This window comes from Qipengyuania sp. NPDC077410 (genome assembly GCF_044543405.1).
Lineage (GTDB): Bacteria > Pseudomonadota > Alphaproteobacteria > Sphingomonadales > Sphingomonadaceae > Qipengyuania > Qipengyuania pacifica.
In genome coordinates this window covers 104333-124807 of sequence record NZ_JBITWB010000003.1, presented here as the reverse complement: position 1 = coordinate 124807, position 20475 = coordinate 104333, and the positions used below count along the sequence as shown (strand labels likewise).

Here is a 20475-nt window from a genome sequence, read left to right as displayed (position 1 = left end):
GCTTGCAGCCTAGCAAGGCTTGCATAGCCAATTAGGGGAGCTCCCGATGCAGATCGTGCGTACTATCGTTTGGGTCCTGCTGCTGTTTTCGCTGCTGGCATTCAGTTTCTTCAACTGGAAATCGGTCGAAGTTCAAATCTGGTCGAACTTGGTGCTGGAAACCAAGCTGCCGGCGCTTGTCATCGTGTCCTTCCTGCTGGGCCTTTTGCCCATGTGGTTGCTCCACCGCGCCAGCGCATGGCGCGCCAGGCGGCGGATAGCTGCGCTTGAAACGGCCACGCACAAGATGTCCGCGCCAGCCGCTACTCCCACGCCGACGGCCACCCCGCCGGTATCGCCGCCGCGCGACGATTTTGCACCCCCGCCCGCCAATCCGGTCGATCCCGAACCGACGAAGCCCTGATGTCCAATCCGATCTATCTCGCACTCGACGTCCCGCAACTGAACGACGGGATCGACCTCGTTAACAAGGTCAAAGGGCACGTTGGCGGGATCAAGCTCGGGCTGGAATTCTTCTGTGCGCATGGCGCGCATGGCGTGCACATGATCGGGCAGCTCGGCCTGCCCATTTTCCTCGATCTCAAACTGCACGATATTCCCAATACCGTCGCAGGCGCCATGCAGGCAATCCATGTGCTCGAACCGGCGATCGTCACCGTTCATGCAGGCGGTGGCCGCGCCATGATGGAAGATGCCAAGGCTGCAGCTGGCGAAAATACCAGGGTCGTCGCTGTCACCATGCTGACCAGCATGGACGAACGCGATCTCGCACGCACCGGCATCGAAGGCAGCGCGCATGACCAGGTCATGCGCCTCGCACAGCTTGCCAACGATGCAGGCCTCGACGGGATCGTGTGTTCGGGACAGGAAGTGAAAGCGGTCCATGACCAGTGGCGGGACGGCTACTTCGTCGTACCCGGCCTGCGCCCTGCCGGAAGCGCGGTCGGCGATCAGAAACGCGTCGTCACACCGCGCCAGGCGCGTGATCACGGCGCCAGCGTGCTGGTGATCGGGCGACCGATCAGCCGTGCGGACGATCCTGCGCGGGCCGCGCGCGATATCGAAGCCACGCTGTAACGGCGCGCTTCATGGCAGCCGCAATCAAGATCTGCGGGATTTCCACGCCGGAAACGCTCGACGCTGTCCTCGTTGCGCAGGCTGACCACGTCGGCTTCAACTTCTTTCCGCCCAGCCCTCGCCACCTCGGCCTCGTCGAAGCATCGGCGCTCGCCGCGCGCGCCGGGTCGCGCATTTCCAAGGTTGGCGTGTTCGTCGATCCGGACGACGACGCCCTGCGCGATGCCATATCGGCCGCGAAACTCGACGCGGTGCAGCTGCATGGCGGCGAATCTCCCGCGCGCAGCGCTGCCGTCAGGGCGCAGTTCGGCCTGCCCGTCTGGAAAGTGATCCCGGTGGCCACCGCCAGCGATGTCGTCAGGGCTCAGGCTTATACCGACGCGGCCGACTTTATCCTGTTCGATGCCAAGACACCGAAGGACGCTCAGCTCCCCGGTGGGATGGGGCTACGCTTCGACTGGGGCCTTCTTTCCGACATCAGCATGTCGCTGCCCTGGGGTCTTGCCGGCGGATTGTCGCCCACGAATGTCGCGGGTGCGATCGCCGCAACCGGTGCCCCGCTGGTGGATACGTCCAGCGGCGTGGAAAGCGCTCCGGGTGTGAAGGACATGGACAAGATTGCCGCCTTCTGCAAAGCGGCGCGGTCTGTATGACCGAACACGCAAACTCATTCCGCAATCAGCCCGATGAACGTGGCCACTTCGGCGATTACGGCGGCCGTTATGTCGCCGAAACGCTGATGCCGCTGATCCTCGATCTCGAACGCGAATATCGCAAAGCTCAAGCTGACTCGAGCTTTAAGTCCCAGTTCGACGATCTGCTCGAACACTATGTCGGCCGTCCTTCCCCGCTCTATTTCGCGGAACGGCTTACAGAGGCGCTTGGCGGCGCGCAGGTCTGGTTCAAGCGCGACGAGCTCAATCACACAGGCGCGCACAAGATCAACAATTGCATCGGGCAGATCCTGCTCGCCATGCGCATGGGCAAGACCCGCATCATCGCGGAAACCGGCGCCGGCCAGCACGGCGTCGCTACGGCTACCGTCTGCGCACGCTTCGGCCTGCCTTGCGTCATCTATATGGGCGCGACCGACGTGGCCCGTCAGCAGCCCAATGTGTTCCGCATGAAGCTGCTCGGCGCTGAAGTCGTGCCCGTCACCAGCGGCGCGGCAACGCTCAAGGACGCCATGAACGAAGGGCTGCGGGATTGGGTCGCGAATGTCCACGACACCTTCTACATCATCGGCACGGCTGCCGGACCGCATCCCTATCCGGAAATGGTGCGCGATTTTCAGAGCGTGATCGGCAAGGAAGCGCGCGCACAGATGCTCTCGCGCATCGATCGCCTGCCCGACCTGCTGGTGGCAGCCATCGGCGGCGGCTCCAATGCGCTCGGGCTGTTCCACCCCTTCCTCGACGATCCGGATGTAAAGATGCTCGGTGTGGAAGCGGCGGGTTACGGCCTCGACGGGGATCAGCATGCAGCATCGCTGCTTGGCGGGTTCCCCGGTGTGCTCCACGGCAACAAGACCTACCTGCTGCAGGACGATGACGGCCAGATCACCGAAGGCCACTCTATCAGCGCCGGTCTCGATTATCCCGGCATCGGCCCCGAACATGCCTGGCTGAAAGACATGGAACGCGTCGAATACACCGCCATCACCGATGACGAGGCGCTGGATGCGTTCCAGCTTCTCTGCCGGACCGAGGGCATCATTCCCGCGCTCGAGCCCAGCCATGCCATCGCAGCAGTCGCCAAGCGTGCCAAGACCATGCCCAAGGACAGCGTGATCCTCGCCAACCTCTGTGGCCGCGGCGATAAGGACATCTTCACCGTGGCGGAAAAGCTCGGAGTTGAGATCTAGCCCTCGCTCCGAACGATGGAGGTGCCTCGTGCTGGTTTACGCATACCCACTCATGCAGGCTGTCCTACACGACTGCATTCATGCGATGGGGCTTTGATGACGCCTAATCGTTCCTTGCAGTGCAAACCCGGATACGCCCTGATGGCGCCAGCCAGTTTTTTCTCCCTTGGACTGTGTAACACCCGGTCCATGTCTCAGACTTCTGCCAAGCTAGATGAACGAACCTGACACCATGAACGCCTCGAATCGCCTCTCCGCTGCCTTCGCCAAGCCTCACCCTGCGCTGGTCTGCTTTCTGACCGCCGGTGACGGCGACACCGCCGCCAATCTCGACGCGCTGGTCGATGGCGGCGCGGACGTGATCGAACTCGGCATGCCCTTTACCGATCCCATGGCCGATGGCCCGGCCATCCAGGCGGCGAACATCCGCTCGCTTGGCAAAGGCACCACCACGGCCGATGTCCTCTCGATCGCAAGCGGCTTTCGCCAGCGCCATCCCGACGTTCCGCTGGTACTGATGGGCTATGCCAATCCGATGGTCCGGCGCGGACCGGAATGGTTCGCCTCTGCCGCCATGAACGCAGGCGTCGATGGCGTGATCTGCGTCGATATCCCGCCAGAGGAAGACGATGCGCTCGGCCCTTCCCTGCGCGATGCCGGGATTGCCCCCATTCGCCTCGCCACACCGACAACCGACGACCGTCGCCTTCCCGCCGTGGTCGAAGGTTCCGAAGGCTTCCTCTATTACGTCGCGGTCGCAGGGATCACCGGCATGCAGCAGGCAGCGATCGAATCGATCGAAGCCAATGTCGCCCGCATCAAGCAGGCCACCGACATTCCGGTCGCTGTCGGCTTCGGCGTCCGCACGCCCGAACAGGCCGGCGAAATCGCTCGCGTGGCAGATGGCGTCGTGGTGGGCTCGGCGCTGGTCGAACTCGTGGCAGAACATGGCGCCGATGCTCCGGCCCACCTGCGCGAACTGACATCGAAGCTCGCCGGCGCTGTTCGTTCGGCCCGCTGAGCGGGTCCGACCGCTCTTCCGCCCGGGCAAGATCAGCCCGCCCGGTAAAGAGCAATTTGATTTTCCTAGGTATTCTGCCGACTATTTGAGCTTTGCTGCAACAGGACTATAGGCTTCAACTATGAACTGGTTCACCCGCGTCCGCAATTCGATCACCTCGCTGTCCAAGCGCAGCACCGACAAGGATCTGTGGGTCAAATGCCCCAGCTGTCAGCAGATGGTGTTCGCGCAGGAATACGAAGACAATGCCTATGTCTGCCCGCGCTGCGATCACCATGGTCGCATCGGCGCGGACGAACGCCTGCGCCAGTTGATGGACGAAGGCTTCGAAGTCCTTCCGATCCCCGATGTGAAGGAAGATCCTCTCAAGTTCCGCGACACGGCAAAATACACCGACCGCCTGAAAAAGGCGCGCGCCAAGAGTCCGCACAAGGACGCCTTCCTGGTCGGCTCGGGGGCGATCGATGGCAAGCCCGCGGTGGTCGGGGTGCAGGATTTCGGCTTCATGGGCGGATCCATGGGCATGGCCGTAGGCACCGCCTTCTGCCAGGGCGCGGAACACGCGCTTACCCGGCGCTGCCCCTATATCGTCGTCACCGCTGCTGGCGGCGCTCGCATGCAGGAAGGCATTCTCTCGCTCATGCAAATGCCCAAAGCGACCGTGATGACGCGCCGCCTGAAGGAAGCCGGCTTGCCCTATATCGTGGTGCTGACCGATCCGACTACCGGCGGCGTGACGGCTAGCTACGCCATGCTCGGCGATATCCATATTGCCGAACCGGGCGCACTGATCGGCTTTGCCGGGCAGCGCGTCATTCAGGACACGATCCGCGAACAGCTGCCCGATGGCTTCCAGCGCGCCGAATATCTGCACAAGCATGGCATGGTGGACATGGTGGTCCATCGCCGCGACCTCAAAGCGACGCTGGCGACCCTGCTCGATTACCTCACCCCGGCCAAGGCTGCCTGAGGCACGGCATGCGGGACTTCGCCCGCTCCGACAGTCCGGCAGTGCAGCGACAGCTCGACCGGCTGGCCGCGCTGTCCATTCCCGAAGGCAGGCTTGGCCTCGATACGATCCGCGCGCTGCTGGACAGACTCGGCAATCCGCACCACCGCCTGCCGCCCGTCTTCCATGTCGCCGGAACCAATGGCAAGGGGTCGACCTGCGCCTTCCTGCGCGCAATGCTCGAGGAACAGGGATATACGGTCCATGTTACTACGAGCCCGCATCTTGTGCGGTACAACGAACGCATCCGTCTCGCAGGCACGCTGATCGATGACGACCGGCTGGCCGAACTGCTCGCCGAGGTGCTCGATGCAGGCGAAGATCTCGGCCCCAGCTTTTTCGAAGTCACGATCGCCGCAGCATTCTCCGAATTCGCCCGCGTCCCCGCCGATGCCTGTGTCGTGGAAGTCGGCCTGGGCGGACGCTTCGATGCGACCAATGTTCTGGAACCCGAACGCGTCGCTGCCTGCGGCATCGCATCGCTCGGCATCGATCACGAACGCTTCCTGCTCACCCCGGAAGAAGGCGCTCCGACGGAGCCTATCGCGCGCATTGCCTTCGAAAAGGCTGGCATCGCAAAGGCCGGGGTTCCACTCGTCTGCCTGTCCTATCCAGCCGATGCACGCGCCCAGATCCAGACCGCTGCGGAGCGGGCAAAAGCGCAGCTTGCGCTGCTCGATTACGACTGGGACGTCGAAATCGGCCTCGGCCTCAGCTATCGCGACCGGCGCGGCAGCCTGAATCTGCCCCGCCCCGCATTGCCCGGCGATCATCAGGCGCTGAATGCCTCGCTGGCCGTGGCCATGCTTCGCCATCAGGACAAGCTCAGAATCACACCCGGGGCCATCGCTCGCGGGATGGGCCAGGCGCGCTGGCCTGCACGCCTTCAGCGCCTTCTGCCGGGTCCGCTGGTTGGTCAGCGCGAAGTCTGGCTGGATGGCGGGCACAATGCCGATGCGGGCCACATGTTGGGCAGGCACTTTTCGGGCCGGCGCCTGCATCTCATCCTCGGCATGCTGGAAAGCAAGGATCCCGCTGCTATCATCACGCCGCTGGCGGATAGCCTCGCCAGCATCTCCGCCGTCGCTGTGCCGGGGCATGACTGGCATCCGCCTGAAGCCTTTGGCGACCATGCGGCGGCGCAAATCGATGTCGCGGCAGCTCTCGCCAGCCTGCCCGAAGACGGTCTGCCCGTGCTGATCGCCGGATCGCTCTATCTCGCTGGGGACGTTCTCCGGCAGAACGGCGAGCTACCCGACTAGATCGTCCGGCGCTCCCGCCAAGCTCATTCGGCTGGCTGAGCGGCTCCGGCCTCGGGCGCGATAATGCCGGCATCATCCTTCGCACGGCTGACCCGCCACCATTCGATGCATACCAGCACCGCTGCCCCCAACCCGATCCAGGTCGTCAGTACGAAGACGTCGTAATAACCCTGGTTTTCGATCATCTCGCCCAGCGCCCCGCGGCCCAGCGTCCCGACCAGCAGTGTCAGCGACGACAGAAGCGCATATTGGACTGCGCTGAACTTCTTCGACACGATCGATGACAGCCAGGCGATATAGGCCGCGCCCGCTATACCGATCGCCAGGTTTTCAAAAGCGATGGTGATAGTCAGTCTCGCCAGATCGGCATCGCCGATGCCCGGCACCTGTTCGATCAGATAGGTAAAGCCTATTGCGTCGCTGAACGCCTGCATATTCGCCCCGCCGATGGCCATGTCGGCATACAGCAAGTTCGTCAGCGCTGCGAGGATACCGCCGATCAGCAGTGTTGCCATCCGCCCGATGGTGGTCAGCATCAGCCCCCCCAGCGCCAGCCCCGCGATGATTGCCCCAACGCCGAAGAACTTGGACGCGAAGGCCACGTCGTCATTGGTATACTGCAACTCGCCTAGATAGAACGGATACGCAAAAGTACCCCAGATCGCATCGCAGATCCGATAGGTCAGGACGACGGCCAGGATCAGCACCAGCGACCAGCCCAGGCGGCCCACGAATTCCACCAAGGGCAGCACCAGCGCGCGGTAGAGATGGTCGAGCGCATACGCAGTTCCGCCCACGGCCGGTGCATCTTCGGCAAGCAGGTTTCGCCCCTGCTTCTGCTGGCTCGACAGCCAGCCTGCGATCAGTGCGGGCAGAATGATCGTCGCCACGATGATCCACGGCCCCCATGTGAGCGTAAAATCGGTCGGATTGGGTCGATCTTCCGGCGCATACGTCATCGACATGATCATGAACGCCAGCACGGCACCGATAGCCAGTGCCCATAGAAGCGCAACGGCGGCCAGTGCGCGGTTCCGCACGGAAGGTACCAGTTCACCTGCCTTGCGCAGCGCCCGAACCTGTTCGTCGCCCTCCGTCAGTTCGGCCGCGCCTTCCGCATTCGGAGCGAACAGGCCGACCGCGCCGACGAACAGCAAGATGCCGCCCATCATCATATAGGTTTCCGGCCAGCCGATCCGCGCAGCGATGATCAGGCCGAGCGCGCCGCCCACCAGAGAGGAGAGGCGATAACCCATCTGGTAGACGGTGGAGAGAATGTCGATCGTCGCCACTTCGTCTGCGACATCGATGCGCCATGCATTGATCGCGATATCCTGTGTCGCACTGGCAAAGGCGCCGATCCCTGCCAGCAGCGAGAACATGCCGAGCTGCGTTCGCGGTTCAAGCACGCTCATCGTCACCAGGATCGCCCCCAGCAGAAGCTGCATCGGAATGATCCATTGCTTGCGCCTGCCCAGCTTTCGCAGCAGCGGAATGTCGACCTTGTCGATCAGCGGCGACCACAGGAACTGGAATGCGTAAGCCAGTCCGATGAGCGAGAAGATGCCCATCGTCTCGAGGTCCACATCCGCCTCGGTCAGCCAGGCAAACAGCGTGCCCAGGAAAAGTGCGAACGGCAGCCCGCTGGCAAAGCCGAACAGCAGCATGAAACCGGTCTTGCGGTTGCCGAGCGCCAGACCAAGCGCTCGCCAGGCTGAAATCTTTTTCTTATGTTCTGCGACCGCGGCCATTCCCTAGCGTCCTTCCTATCGGGCGTGTAATTTGCAACACTAACGGAGTGTGAGAGAGAGGAACAGGCGTCATGAGCGATGTCGACACCAAACATTCGGCGCGGCGACCAACCGACGGCATGCTGGCTTTGGCGAAGGACATCGCAGACGGGCGCATGCGCGATTCCTCGCAGGCTACCACCGTCCCCGCCAGCGTCTACACCGATCCCGAATACTGGGCGCGCGAGAAGGCCGCAATCTACAACCGGCTGCCGCAGATCCTCGCTCCGTCGGCGCTGCTTCCCGACCCCGGCATGGCAGTCCCTCACGATGCAACTGGGCGCCCCCTCTTGATCACGCGCGATGGCGACGGCAGGGCACGCGTATTCCTCAACGTCTGCCGCCACCGTGGCACCCGGCTGGTGGAAGGCGCCGAGGTGCAGTGTACCAAGAAGCTTGTCTGCCCCTACCACGCATGGACCTATTCGGTGGACGGGCGATTGCTTGCCCTGCCCCGGCCCGACACCTTCCCGGGCCTCGACAAGAGCGACTACGGCCTTGTCGAACTGCCCAGCAGGGAGACCGGTGGCCTGATCTGGTTCTGCCCGCAGGATGGCCCAGCCGATTTCTCGCTGGCGGAAGAGATCGGGCAGGATTTCGACGCGCTCGGCATGGGCGATCAGGTCCTGTTTCGCCGCAAGACGCACGAGGTCGCCGGTAACTGGAAGCTCATCATGGACGCTTTCCTGGAAAGTTATCACGTTACGCGCCTGCATGCGAAGACCATCGGCCCCTTCTTCAAGGACGGCGCCACCAGCGGCGACATGATCGGCCCCCATTCGCGCAGCGCTGTGGGGCGGCTCGAGGAAATGGAAGGCATCGATCTGGAGGATATGGCGCAGCTGCGCCGTGTGGTGACCTTTGCCTATCAGCTTCTGCCGGGCGCCCTCATCATCCCCAGCCCGGACTACATCAACGTGATGGTGATGATGCCGCAGGCGCACGACCGCACGCTGGTCGAAGATTTCATGCTCATTCCGGAACACCCCGCGACCGACAAGGCGCGCGACCATTGGGAACGCAGCTGGGCCCTGCTCGATGGCGGCGTCTTCGCCGGCGAAGATTTCCGCGCGGCCGAGCTCGGGCAGCAGGGGCTCGCCACGGGCGCGGTCCCATACCTCACCCTCGGTACACTCGAGGGCGGCATCCGGCGCTATCACGAAACCGTCGAAGAGGCTCTGCGCGCAGCCAACTGACGCGCTCACCGCGCTGGTCTCTGCTCAGCTTGCGCTTCCGCTTGGGCGGGGTTGTGTGTAATGGCGCGCCCATGGCCGACAATCGATTACCAGAAGAGGGCGACCGGATCGCCAAGTTACTCGCCCGTGCAGGCATAGCGAGCCGTCGAGAAATCGAACGCATGATCGCCGACGGTCGCGTGTCGATCGACGGCAAGGTTCTGACCACACCCGCCGTGAAGCTGAACAACCTCAACGGTGTGACGGTGGACGGAAAGGCCGTGGCCCAGGCCGAAGCGCCGCGCCTCTTTGCGTTTCACAAACCCTCGGGCCTCATCACGGCAGAACGCGACCCCAAGGGCCGCCCGACCATCTACACGGCGCTGCGCAACGCCCTGCCCAAGAATGCCGGCCGGGTCATGCCCGTGGGCCGCCTCGACTTCAACACCGAGGGCCTGCTGCTGCTGACCAATGACGGCGAGATGAAGCGCGCGATGGAACTGCCGTCCTCCGGCATTCCGCGCACCTATCGCGCGCGCGCCTTCGGCGACATTACACAGGCGCAGCTCGACGAATTGATCGAAGGTATCGAAATCGATGGCATTCGCTACGGCCGGATCGAAGCCGATCTGGAACGCGGATCGGGCAAGAACCGCTGGGTTCAGATGACGCTGACCGAGGGCAAGAACCGCGAAGTTCGCCTCGTGCTCGAACATCTCGGCCTGCAGGTCAATCGCCTGCTGCGCGTCGGCTACGGTCCGTTCGAACTGGGCGAACTTGCCCGCGGACAGGCGGTGGAGATCCGTCAGGCGGACGTCGAGCGATTCCGCAAGCAATTGACCCGGGCCCGCAAATGAGAATCATCGCAGGCGAATGGCGTGGCCGCAAGCTGACCGCTCCGCCCGGAGAGGTGACGCGCCCGACGGCGGATCGCACGCGCGAAACGCTCTTCAATATGCTCGCAAGCAGGCTCGGATCGTTCGAAGGAGTTAACGTTGTCGACCTGTTCGCTGGGTCGGGTGCGCTCGGGCTCGAAGCGCTATCGCGTGGCGCTGCGTCCTGTCTCTTCGTCGAGCAGGATGCCGATGCGGTAAAATCCATCCGGAAGAATATCGAGTCCCTCGACGCGAGGACACGCACGACCGTCCAGCAGGCCTCCGTAATGAGCCTTGGTCCGGCAAAGGCCCCGCACGACCTGATCCTGCTCGATCCGCCTTACGATACCGGAGCAGGCCATGTCGCCATCGACCGGCTGACGCGTCTGGGATGGATCGGCCCGGCGACTTGGGTCGCGCTGGAAACCGGGGCAAGGGAAGAGCGCGAACTGCGCGGCCTCGAAGTTGTGGCAGACAGAAAAATGGGCAAGGCGAAGGTTTCTCTTCTCCGCCTTGCCCAATGATTTGATCCAGACCGATTACATCGGATCGGTGGCTGCATCCGTTTCGGGTTCGACCGGTGCGGTAGTGTCGCCCATCGGATCGGCCGGTGCCGTAGTATCAGTCATCGGCTCGGTAGTCGCCGCCGGTGCGGTTGTTGCAGGTGCAGTGGTTGCCGGTGCAGTCTGGGCTGCAGCCTGAGCTTCGATCTGCGTCCAGGCCTGCGCCTGCTGCTCGGCACTAAGGGCCGTGATCGTCACCTTGTTTTCGTCTGAAATCCGCCAGAACAGTTCCTGACGCTCCGGTGTAAGGCCCCAATAATAGGCTTTCACGTCTTCCGGCCAGGCGTCGAACTGGGTCTGCTGTTCGGTCGGCCATCCATCATAGGAAACCTGCTGTTCGGCCGTCATAGCCGTCGCCGGGGTCGTCGCAGCATCGGCAGTGTCGGTTTCCGCTGCAGTCATGTCCTGTGCAACAGCCGGGAGAGATACGGCAGCAAGTGCGCCGCCTGCTATGTAATAGAATGTCTTACGCATCATTGGTCCTTTCGTTTGGCCACTGGGCCGTCCTGAGGCACAATTCGCATGTGCTCGATTATGGAGGATCAACGGACGGTGCAGGGATTTGGATGCGGCTCGAACGCAGCCGCGGACCGGTTTGTCGTAAAATGTGCTCAAAATGCGGCAAGCTGCGCCTCGCCCTGTAAGATCATTTCGAGGAAAGCCCGCTAACACCATGATGAGAATACGAAAAGGGGCGGGAACACCATGGTGTCCCCGCCCCCTCCAAGCGTCGCGCTGCCAGCTTCGGGCGCGCGAGCGGAAAGCCTGTTGTTATGAACCTGGCTTGGTCGCAGGCAGCGGCTCGTCGATTTCACTCGCGGGCTTGCCCGGCCAGTATTCGAGCGGACGGGTGCCGGTCTTGTTCTTTTCCCAGCTGTTGATGCAACCGTCCTGCTGATCGCCGCGGCAGACGGGCACGTCTTCACCCGATGCAGCCGCATAACCCGAAGGGGTTGCCTGCGTGACTTCTTTGCTCACGAACCGCGGCGTGGCCGAACTTGTGGACGCACCGGCGGTCGTCGCAGTACGCGCCGTTGCCGTGCTGGACGGGGCAGAAGTGGTCGCAGCCGGGGCAGCGCTCATCTGCGAAGAAATCTGCGTCCACGCCTGCGTGCGGGCTTCAGGCGTCATTTCATAGATGCGCACGCGCTGATCGTCCGTCAGCACCCACCAGCCTTCGACCTGCGCCGGGGTTAGCGTCCAGTAATATTCCTGCACCTCGTCAGGCCAGGCGTCATAGGTCGTCTGCCGGTCGGCAGGCCAGCCGTCATACATGGTCTGCTGCTCGTCTGTCAGCACATAGACCGTACCGTCGGCACCTACTGCCACGTCCTGCGCGATGGCAGGAACGGCCGTAAAGGCGATTGCTGCGGCGCCGGCGAAGATAAGATTACGCATAGGAGAAGTCTCCATTATCGTTGCCATTGCCCGTCTTACGCAGGAAACGGGTCGTCGGTTCCAGAGGGGGGCCATGCGCAGGGCTTGTGTTCTGCCTTGGCGTTCCCTAGCTGTTCCGGACTTCATGTCCGACCCATCACCCTCGTCCGGCGCGCTCGAAAAGGCGCAGATTCCCGCCTATGCGGCCCAGTTGAACGCACCCCAGCGCGATGCCGTATTGACCACGGAAGGACCGGTGTTGATGCTTGCTGGGGCGGGCACCGGCAAGACCGCGGCACTCACCGCACGTTTGGCACATCTCATCGCAACCCGGCGCGCATGGCCAAGCGAAATCCTGTGCGTCACCTTCACCAACAAGGCAGCGCGCGAAATGCGCGAGCGTGTGGGCCGTCACATCGGGGATGCGGTCGAAGGCATGCCGTGGTTGGGGACGTTCCATTCCATCGGCGCACGCATGCTGCGCCGTCACGCCGAACTGGTGGGACTGGAAAGCAATTACACGATCATCGATACCGACGATCAGCTTCGTCTGCTCAAGCAGCTGATCCAGGAAAACGATCTCGACGAAAAGCGCTGGCCCGCCCGCCAACTGGCCGGTTTGATCGACCGTTGGAAGAACCGTGGGCTCAATCCCGGCGATCTCGATGCGGTCGAAAATGAAGCTTATGCCAATGGCCGCGGAACGCAGTTCTACAAACTGTATCAGGACCGCCTCAAGACCCTTAACGCCTGCGACTTCGGCGATTTGCTATTGCATATCCTCAACATCTTTCGCGATCACCGCGATGTGCTGGAACAGTATCAGCAGCGCTTCAAATACATCCTCGTCGACGAATATCAGGATACCAATCAGGTCCAGTACCTATGGCTGCGACTGCTTGCCCAGGCGCGCAAGAACATCTGCGTGGTAGGCGATGATGATCAGTCCATATATTCATGGCGCGGCGCAGAAGTCGCCAATATCCTCAAGTTTGAAAAGGATTTTCCTGGCGCAGCTGTGATCAAGCTTGAACAGAACTACCGCTCCACGCCGCAGATCCTTGCCGCGGCATCGGGGCTTATCGATGCCAATAGCGAACGGCTCGGCAAGACGCTGTGGACCGAACTGCCCGCCGGCGAAAAGGTCCGGGTTATCGGCGTCTGGGATGCGCCCGAAGAAGCGCGCCGTGTGGGTGAAGAGATAGAGCGGCTGGAAGCCGAAGGCGCTCCGCTGGACGAGGTCGCCATTCTCGTTCGCGCACAATATCAGACGCGCGAATTCGAAGACCGCTTCATCCAGATCGGGCTCAACTACCGCATTGTGGGCGGCTTCCGCTTCTACGAACGGGCCGAGATCCGCGATGCGCTCGCCTATCTGCGCACCATTGCCCAACCGGCAGACGATCTGGCATTCGAACGGATCTACAATCAGCCCAAGCGCGGCCTTGGCGCAAAGACGCTGGAAGCCATGCGCCGCCATGCGCGCCGCACGCAGACGCCGCTGGCCGCCGCCAGTCTCGACCTGTGCGATACGGACGAATTGCCGGCGCGCGCACGCAACACTCTGATCGGCCTGCTGGGCCAGTTCGTTCACTGGCGGGAGCTATCGGAACAGATCACGCCGTCCGAACTGTTGCGCACGGTGATCGCCGAAAGCGGCTACGAGGACATGCTGCAGAAGGATCGCAGCGCCGAGAGCGCGGGTCGTCTCGAAAACCTGACCGAACTCGCCCGCGCCATGGAAGAATACGACACGCTCGGCGATTTCCTCGAACATGTCAGCCTGGTGATGGACAATGAACGGGCCAATGACGGTGAGAAAGTCACTATCATGACCATGCATGCGGCCAAGGGGCTGGAGTTCGATCATGTTTTCCTCCCCGGTTGGGAAGAAGGCGTCTTTCCCAGCCAACGCGCTATCGACGAAGGCGGGCTGGCCAGCCTCGAGGAAGAGCGCCGCCTCGCCTATGTCGCGATCACGCGCGCCAAGCGCCGCTGCTCGATCTTTCACGCCGCAAACCGCCGCATCTATGGCCAGTGGACCAGTTCGATACCCAGCCGCTTTATCGAGGAACTGCCCGAAGAACACGTGAAGAGCGAAACTACCATGACCGGTGGTGCCTCGCTCTGGCGCGCGAACTGGAGCGAGACTGACGACCCCTTCGCTCACGTGTCCTCCAACCGCCCGGATCGCTCGGGCGCGCGCGGCCCCGGATGGCAGCGGGCCCTGTCGACGAAATACGATGCGACGCCCAAGCGTATAGCCGAACCGGGCCGCAGCGCCGCCAGCTTCGCCGCCAAGCCCCGTAGCGACATCGCCGACGGCGCCCGAGTCTTTCATGACAAGTTCGGCTACGGCACCGTAACCGGCCAGGAAGGCAACAAGCTGACGATCGATTTCGAAAAAGCCGGCGAAAAACGCGTGCTCGACAGCTTCGTCACCCTGGCCGACTAGACCGCCTCATCGCGTTTCGGCTCAAGCGGCGCACTTTCACGCTTCCAGTATCGCCTCTCGAATGGGCGCCGGAACTTATCGACTGCCGAATTCCTCGATCAGCCTGAGTTTTGCATTTCGCCAGAAAGAAATGTCGGTCGGACGATCGGTAAATCAGGTGGCGGAGATGTCGAGAAAGCCCGGACGCGGCCCGTTCCATTCGCCCGCTGCGACCGGCGCTTCGTCTTCGTTACGGCTTTTGCGGGGTTCGCGCTTGGCCTTCGGCGCGCGCTCCGGCTTGGTCCGCGGTGCAACCTTGTCGTCCTCGCGCTTCCTTCGGCTGCGCTTGGGCTGCTCTTCCGGTTCCGCCGTCTCTTCGGGCTTCGGCGTGTTCTCGACCAGATCGACGCGTACGTCTTTCTTGCCGAACACGGGTACTTTCGCACCGGTCAGCTTCTCGACGTTGGCGATCGCCTCGGCGTCTTCTTCTGCCACGAAGGTGAACGCGCGGCCCTTGGCGCCCGCCCTGCCCGTGCGCCCGATGCGGTGAACGTAATCGTCCGGGTGCCAGGGCGTGTCGAAATTGAACACGTGGCTCACGCCCTTCACGTCGAGGCCGCGCGCTGCAACGTCCGAAGCAACGAGAATGTTGATCTCGCCCTTCTTGAACCGGTCGAGTTCCTTCAGGCGATTCGATTGATCCATGTCCCCGTGGATTTCGCCGCTGCGGAATCCGTGGCGCTGCAGGCTCTTGTTGAGCTCGCGCACCGTCGTCTTGCGGTTGGCAAAGACGATTGCGGTTTCGACCTGGTCGTGATTGAGCAGCCAGCGCAGCGTCTCGCGCTTCTGGCGGCTCTTCACCGGAATCTTGAAAGCGGTGATGTCTTTATTCGTGGTCGCGGCGCGGCTGACCTCGATCCGCTTGGGATTATTGAGGAATTTCTTCGTCAGCTTCTCGATCGGGGGCGGCATCGTCGCCGAGAAAAGCATCGTCTGCCGCGTTTCCGGCAGTTTCGAACAGATGAACTCGATGTCGGGAATGAAACCCATGTCGAGCATGCGGTCCGCTTCGTCGATAACCAGCAGTTCGCAGCCATTCAGCAGGATCTTGCCCCGCTCGAACAGATCCATCAGGCGGCCCGGCGTCGCGATCAGCACATCGACGCCTTCGTTCAGCGCCTTGACCTGATCGCCCATCTGCACGCCGCCGATCAGCAAGGCGAGCTTGAGATCGTGGTTCTTGCCGTATTTCTCGAAGTTTTCGGCGACCTGGGCTGCCAGCTCGCGGGTCGGTGCCAGGATCAGCGAACGCGGCATCAGCGCCCGCCGGCGGCCACTTGCCATGATGTCGATCATGGGCAGCACGAAACTCGCCGTCTTGCCCGTACCCGTCTGGGCAATACCGATGATGTCCTTCATCATCAGCACCGGCGGAATGGCCTCGCGCTGGATGTCGGTCGGCTCGGTATAGCCGGCTTCGCTTACTGCCCTGAGCAAGTCTTCGGAAAGGCCGAGATCGGCAAAAGTCATGTGGTTCGAAATTGTCCCTGGAACATACGCCGATGCGAAATTGCGCATGCGCAGCATCGGCTGGCGCCGCCATTCGCTGGAAATGCGGTAAAAGTCAAGAAAACGGCGTTAGTCGCCCTTCAGCGATCCCCGCCCACCGCTACGAGGCGGCTGAAATGGGAAATCCTGCATTTCGCTCCGGCCCTCGACATCAGCCGGTCGCGATCCACGCAAAGTTTCCCGTCCTCGCTACGCTCGACATAAAACCCGAGGTAGAAGTCGCGGGGGCTGCAGGACTTTTCCAACTCGGCCGAAATGATGTGCCGGTCCCGCATGTACATCATCAACCTGCTACCGCGATCGGAAACACCCACGATGTCGCCGGCATCGACACATTTCCCGTGCGGACGCTCGACCAACCGTGGGGGAACCGCCTGCTGCGGCAACTCGCTCAACATGCTACGGCTGATACTGCTCGGCCGCGGGCTGACACGCATGATGACCCGCCGCTCGATCCTGACCTGATTGACGATCGGTATTATCGTCGTGTCGACGAATCCGCGCCATACCGGCCTACGCGCAGACAGCGCTTTCAGATCGACCGACCCAGCCTCGCTATCATGGGCATGATGTGCGGCCATGTCAGATCCCATCCCCTGCGGAGTGCCCAATGCGATAAGCATGGCAGCCAGGGGGGAAAGCAAGGACATGGGGTTGGTACGAAAGCTCCTCTGCCCGCAGGTTTTGGGGACGTGCGGAAATCCAGAGAATGCCGATGCGCCCCCACGCTTGAATGCGGGCTTAATTGTTCGGCATAGATTGGCAAGTGCTGGTAATCACTTGTCAGGATGTGGCAAAGACGCCGCATCATGAGAGACAGAGATACTTTCCGAAGCGCAGCGGCAGAGTTGCTGGGGCCGCGAGGGTTCACATATGACAAAGATCTTGTGGAACCGTGGCTGACCGACTGGCGCGGTCGCTACACCGGCAAGGCTGTCGGGCTGGCTTCTCCCGTGTCGACCGATGAAGTGTCGCGCTTCGTGACGCTGTGCAGCGCGCATGGCGTACCGATCGTACCACAGGGCGGTAACAGCGGAATGTCGGGCGGTGCTACGCCAGACGACGGGGGCGACAGCGTGATTCTTTCACTTCGCCGAATGAACACAATCCGCGAACTGGATGTCGCTGCCCAGCAGGTCACCTGCGACGCCGGTGTGGTCTTGCAAACGCTGCACGAGGCCGCCGAAGCGGAAGGCCTTCGGTTTCCCTTGACCCTCGGCGGGAAGGGGTCGGCCACGATTGGCGGCCTTGTTTCAACGAATGCCGGGGGCACGCAGGTCCTGCGCCACGGTACCATGCGTGCGCAGGTTCTCGGCTTGGAAGGTGTACTGGCGGATGGTTCCGTTTTGTCGAACCTCGTCCCGCTCAAGAAAGACAATCGCGGTTTCGATCTCAAACAATTGCTGATCGGTTCGGAAGGCACGCTTGGAATTGTCACGGCCGCCACATTGCGTCTCTTGCCGCAAACGGCACAGCGGCGGGTCGCATGGATCGGCTTGCCAAGCATTTCAGCGGCCCGCGAATTGCTCCTTCACTGTGAGAGACGTGCAGGCGATGCGCTAGAAGGCTTCGAAGTGCTGCCTCACCATTGCCTTCAGTCGGTGCTCGCACATCTGCCCGATTCGCGAAGTCCCTTGTCCAGTGACCACGCATGGTACGCATTGGTCGAACTGGTCGCCGCAGCTGCTGAGGCAGATGCTATCGACGGGCTCGCCGAAGACGTGCTGCACAGCGCTATGGAACGTGACCTCATCGAAGATGCAGTGATATCTGCGAGCGAAGCGCAGGCGGAAGCTTTTTGGTTGCTGCGCGAGAGCATCTCTCCTGCAGAAAGAGCCATCGGCCCGGCGATGCAGCATGACATTTCCGTCCCTGTGACGCGCATGGCCGAGTTCGTCGAAACCGCCTCTCCCGAAATCGAAAAACGATTCCCCGGCACGACAGCAATTGGATTCGGGCACCTTGGCGACGGCAATATCCATTATCACGTACTTGCCCCCCCAAGTGCCGTCCAAGGCGAGTGGGAAATGACTGACGGCAAAATCATCAGCGCCTTTGTGCATGATCTTGTCACCGAGTTTGGCGGATCGATCAGCGCGGAACACGGGATCGGTCAGATGAAGCGTGACGAATTAAGCAGGCTTGGCGATCCCGTGGCGCTAGGACTAATGCGGACTATAAAACAGGCGCTCGACCCACAGGGAATACTCAATCCTGGCAAACTCGTGCCGCTTGCACCCGACGCGCCAACACCGTAAAGCGCCCGCTTCGAACGCTTGCCTGCCGGCTTGTCGACAATCCAACTGAATTTCGGAGAGATCCATGGCCAGCGCGCCGCAGCCCAACCTGCCCCTGTTTTTCAAAGACCTCATGCCGCTCAACAGCAAGGACCATGCGAACTATCGCTCGCGTCCGATGACCAAGGCGCCATGGCTTGCCAAGCAACATGCCATCCCGCTGACAGTCGATGAATTCGTGCAGGCACAGCGTGACATGCCGATCGTGTTTTCCACCGGCCCCGATGCCGTGCCGCTGGCACTGATGGGCCTCAACGATGGCGTAAACACCTTCTGCGACGATGAAGGCACCGTCACCGAGCAGGTTTACATTCCTGCCTATGTCCGTCGTTACCCGTTCATGCTTGCTCGGCTGAATCAGACCAGCGACGATCTTTCGCTGTGCTTCGATCCGACTGCTGAGAACATCGGCGAGTTCGAAGATGGCCAGCCTCTTTTCGAAGATGGCCAGCCCAGCGAAGGCACCAAGGAAATCCTCAACTTCTGCGAACAGTTCGAGCATGCCGGTCAACGCACGCAGAATTTCATGAAGGAATTGAAGGACCACGACCTGCTGATGGAAGGCGAAGTCGCCATCACGGAACAGGGTAATGACAAGCCCTTCGTTTATCGCGGTTTCCAGATGATCAATCAGGAAAAGCTGCGCGAACTTCGCGGCGATCAGTTGCGCAAGTGGACCGAGAATGGCTTGCTGCCGCTCATCTGGGCGCAGATCTTTTCGATGGACATGATGCGCACGATCTTCGGTCGTCAGATCCAGCAAGGCAAAGTCCCCCAGCCCGACGCCGCAACCGCGGCTGTGCCTACTGCGTAAGGCCTCAAAACCCAGCAAATCGAGGGCGCGCCCGCATGCGGGTTGCGCCCTCTTTCTATTTACCGATCACACCACTTTTGAGAACCGCGCTCTTGCCGACATTCTTCGGCATCTCGCCTCTGACGAGGCGCATTGCGGCGAACTGTTTTAAGTCAGCGCCGAATCTCTCCGAACCGCTTGAAACGGCTTCATACCCACCTATTTTGGTGATGCCGGCAGGGCTTCCCCTCATGGCTCTTCCGGCAGATGCACGTGAGTGCATTTCCTCCCTGAACCTTGGCCACCTCGCGCAACTGCGCGAGGTGGTTTTTTATCGTCTGCCTACTCCGCTGCCTGTGGCATCTGCCGGTTGCCACTGATGGCCTCCACCTCTGCAGCCATCGTCTCGACAAGCCCTGTCAGCAATTTAGCGATCGCCCCTGCCCGAAAACTCGGCTGATCGAGATTGGCATCGAGATAGGAGGCGCGGCAAACCTCTATCTGCATAGCATGTATGCCGCGCGCGGTTTGCCCATATCGATCGAGGACGTATCCTCCCGAATACGGACGGTTGTGCGCAACACGCCGACCTTGTGCCGAAAGATAGCGAATGGCCAGATCGACCAATCCGGGATCACAAGAAGCGCCGAACCGATCGCCGATCACGAATTCGGCCGGTCGGTCCTCCGGATGGGTTTTCCGTAGCGGCGGCATCGAATGCAGGTCAATCAAAAGCACAACGCCCCACCGATCGCGCAGCCTTTCCAATTCACTGGCCAGAGCCATGTGATAGGGCCTGTAAATCCCTTCGATCCAGCTAACGAGTTCGCCCTTCGCAAGTGGCTGCCGCCAGATTTCCCCCATTCCGGGAATGCGGCGCGGTACGAGGCCCAATCCATTGCGTGAGCGACGATTGGCAAGCGAGTGCCGAACCGCACGCGGCTTTTCGCCTCGGACCATCGACCAATCGATATCGTCTGCCGACCGGTTCAAATCGATCATTGCGCGAGGCGCTTCTGCCACCATCAGGCTAGCCCCCGCCGACGCCGCAACTGGCCGGGCGACGACGTCGATATAGCGATCCTCGAGCCGAAGCATTGCCTGCGCGGGATCTCGAAGTGCCGAAACGACCGCCTCGGGATAACACCTCCCGCTATGTGGAACTGATACAAGAACCGGAACGCTGCATTGCGCCGAGCGCCAAAGCCGATAGGCCGGTCCGGCACATCCGGCAATCTGCCCGCCACTCGAAAGCTCGATTTCCGTCGCCGATTCTGACTGAATCTCCCGCATCGAACGAGCGTTGTCCGCGAAAGATCATTAATCAAGACCGGAATTGCCAAGCCCCGGCTACGGTGCGCAAAAACTG

At 61.7% G+C, this 20475-nt stretch carries 19 protein-coding genes; 13 read left to right on the top strand and 6 right to left on the bottom strand.

The window, feature by feature from the left end; genetic code table 11:
* Positions 1 to 46: 46 nt before the first annotated feature.
* The 7 genes from ACIGGE_RS14185 (at position 47) to ACIGGE_RS14155 (ending at position 6233) form a co-directional block, all read left to right on the top strand.
* Entirely contained in the window at positions 47 to 403 is a 357-nt protein-coding gene (locus ACIGGE_RS14185) for a DUF1049 domain-containing protein (protein ID WP_103023614.1), read from the top strand.
* Positions 403 to 1077, top strand: coding sequence for an orotidine-5'-phosphate decarboxylase (gene pyrF, locus ACIGGE_RS14180; RefSeq protein ID WP_397490863.1), 675 nt, complete (start codon positions 403 to 405; stop codon positions 1075 to 1077). Before ACIGGE_RS14185 ends, pyrF begins: the two co-directional genes overlap by 1 nt.
* 11 nt (positions 1078 to 1088) lie before the next feature.
* Positions 1089 to 1730 carry a phosphoribosylanthranilate isomerase gene (locus tag ACIGGE_RS14175; RefSeq protein ID WP_397490862.1) on the top strand — a complete coding sequence of 214 codons (642 nt, stop codon included), beginning with the start codon at positions 1089 to 1091 and terminating at the stop codon, positions 1728 to 1730.
* Positions 1727 to 2941 (top strand): tryptophan synthase subunit beta, encoded by a 1215-nt coding sequence (trpB, locus tag ACIGGE_RS14170; RefSeq protein WP_222828669.1) that lies wholly within the window; start codon positions 1727 to 1729, stop codon positions 2939 to 2941. The genes ACIGGE_RS14175 and trpB overlap by 4 nt, the downstream gene beginning before the upstream one ends.
* Positions 2942 to 3173: 232 nt before the next feature.
* Complete coding sequence (trpA, locus tag ACIGGE_RS14165; RefSeq protein ID WP_397490861.1) at positions 3174 to 3962, top strand: tryptophan synthase subunit alpha; 789 nt, start codon at positions 3174 to 3176, stop codon at positions 3960 to 3962.
* A 121-nt stretch (positions 3963 to 4083) separates the two neighbouring features.
* On the top strand, positions 4084 to 4932 hold the full coding sequence (accD, locus tag ACIGGE_RS14160) for an acetyl-CoA carboxylase, carboxyltransferase subunit beta (RefSeq protein ID WP_397490860.1): 849 nt from the start codon (positions 4084 to 4086) through the stop codon (positions 4930 to 4932).
* A gap of 8 nt (positions 4933 to 4940) precedes the next feature.
* Complete coding sequence (locus ACIGGE_RS14155; protein ID WP_397490859.1) at positions 4941 to 6233, top strand: bifunctional folylpolyglutamate synthase/dihydrofolate synthase; 1293 nt, start codon at positions 4941 to 4943, stop codon at positions 6231 to 6233.
* A 23-nt stretch (positions 6234 to 6256) separates the two neighbouring features.
* Here ACIGGE_RS14155 and ACIGGE_RS14150 read toward each other — a convergent pair whose 3' ends face one another.
* A complete protein-coding gene (locus ACIGGE_RS14150) occupies positions 6257 to 7984 on the bottom strand; it encodes an AmpG family muropeptide MFS transporter (protein WP_397490858.1) in 1728 nt (575 codons plus the stop codon).
* Positions 7985 to 8055: 71 nt separating this feature from the next.
* Here ACIGGE_RS14150 and ACIGGE_RS14145 point away from each other — a divergent pair, with 71 nt between their 5' ends.
* From ACIGGE_RS14145 to rsmD, 3 genes are all read left to right on the top strand, one after another.
* The gene (locus tag ACIGGE_RS14145; protein WP_397490857.1) at positions 8056 to 9219 is read left to right on the top strand and encodes an aromatic ring-hydroxylating dioxygenase subunit alpha; all 1164 of its coding nucleotides are present in this window, start codon (positions 8056 to 8058) and stop codon (positions 9217 to 9219) included.
* Positions 9220 to 9290: 71 nt separating this feature from the next.
* Positions 9291 to 10055, top strand: a complete 765-nt coding sequence (locus ACIGGE_RS14140; RefSeq protein WP_103023604.1) for a pseudouridine synthase — start codon at positions 9291 to 9293, stop codon at positions 10053 to 10055.
* Positions 10052 to 10597 carry a 16S rRNA (guanine(966)-N(2))-methyltransferase RsmD gene (gene rsmD, locus ACIGGE_RS14135; protein WP_397490856.1) on the top strand — a complete coding sequence of 182 codons (546 nt, stop codon included), beginning with the start codon at positions 10052 to 10054 and terminating at the stop codon, positions 10595 to 10597. The genes ACIGGE_RS14140 and rsmD overlap by 4 nt, the downstream gene beginning before the upstream one ends.
* A 15-nt stretch (positions 10598 to 10612) precedes the next feature.
* Here rsmD and ACIGGE_RS14130 read toward each other — a convergent pair whose 3' ends face one another.
* Together ACIGGE_RS14130 and ACIGGE_RS14125 are read right to left on the bottom strand one after the other, a co-directional pair.
* Positions 10613 to 11113, bottom strand: coding sequence for a hypothetical protein (locus ACIGGE_RS14130; protein ID WP_397490855.1), 501 nt, complete (start codon positions 11111 to 11113; stop codon positions 10613 to 10615).
* A 294-nt stretch (positions 11114 to 11407) separates the two neighbouring features.
* Positions 11408 to 12034, bottom strand: coding sequence for a hypothetical protein (locus ACIGGE_RS14125; protein WP_397490854.1), 627 nt, complete (start codon positions 12032 to 12034; stop codon positions 11408 to 11410).
* Positions 12035 to 12158: 124 nt separating this feature from the next.
* On the opposite strand from ACIGGE_RS14125, the gene ACIGGE_RS14120 reads away from it, so the two are divergent.
* On the top strand, positions 12159 to 14468 hold the full coding sequence (locus ACIGGE_RS14120; RefSeq protein WP_397490853.1) for an ATP-dependent helicase: 2310 nt from the start codon (positions 12159 to 12161) through the stop codon (positions 14466 to 14468).
* 153 nt (positions 14469 to 14621) lie between these two features.
* Here ACIGGE_RS14120 and ACIGGE_RS14115 read toward each other — a convergent pair whose 3' ends face one another.
* Positions 14622 to 15977, bottom strand: a complete 1356-nt coding sequence (locus ACIGGE_RS14115; protein WP_301643060.1) for a DEAD/DEAH box helicase — start codon at positions 15975 to 15977, stop codon at positions 14622 to 14624.
* A 119-nt stretch (positions 15978 to 16096) separates the two neighbouring features.
* Positions 16097 to 16597, bottom strand: a complete 501-nt coding sequence (locus ACIGGE_RS14110; RefSeq protein ID WP_397490852.1) for a hypothetical protein — start codon at positions 16595 to 16597, stop codon at positions 16097 to 16099.
* A gap of 228 nt (positions 16598 to 16825) precedes the next feature.
* Between ACIGGE_RS14110 and ACIGGE_RS14105 the strand changes: the two genes are divergently transcribed.
* Together ACIGGE_RS14105 and ACIGGE_RS14100 are read left to right on the top strand one after the other, a co-directional pair.
* Positions 16826 to 18274 (top strand): FAD-binding oxidoreductase, encoded by a 1449-nt coding sequence (locus ACIGGE_RS14105; RefSeq protein WP_397490851.1) that lies wholly within the window; start codon positions 16826 to 16828, stop codon positions 18272 to 18274.
* A 64-nt stretch (positions 18275 to 18338) separates the two neighbouring features.
* On the top strand, positions 18339 to 19127 hold the full coding sequence (locus ACIGGE_RS14100) for a SapC family protein (RefSeq protein WP_397490850.1): 789 nt from the start codon (positions 18339 to 18341) through the stop codon (positions 19125 to 19127).
* 321 nt (positions 19128 to 19448) lie between these two features.
* Here the strand turns inward: ACIGGE_RS14100 and ACIGGE_RS14095 are convergent, their stop codons facing one another.
* Positions 19449 to 20399 (bottom strand): N-formylglutamate amidohydrolase, encoded by a 951-nt coding sequence (locus tag ACIGGE_RS14095; protein ID WP_397490849.1) that lies wholly within the window; start codon positions 20397 to 20399, stop codon positions 19449 to 19451.
* Positions 20400 to 20475: the final 76 nt, after the last annotated feature.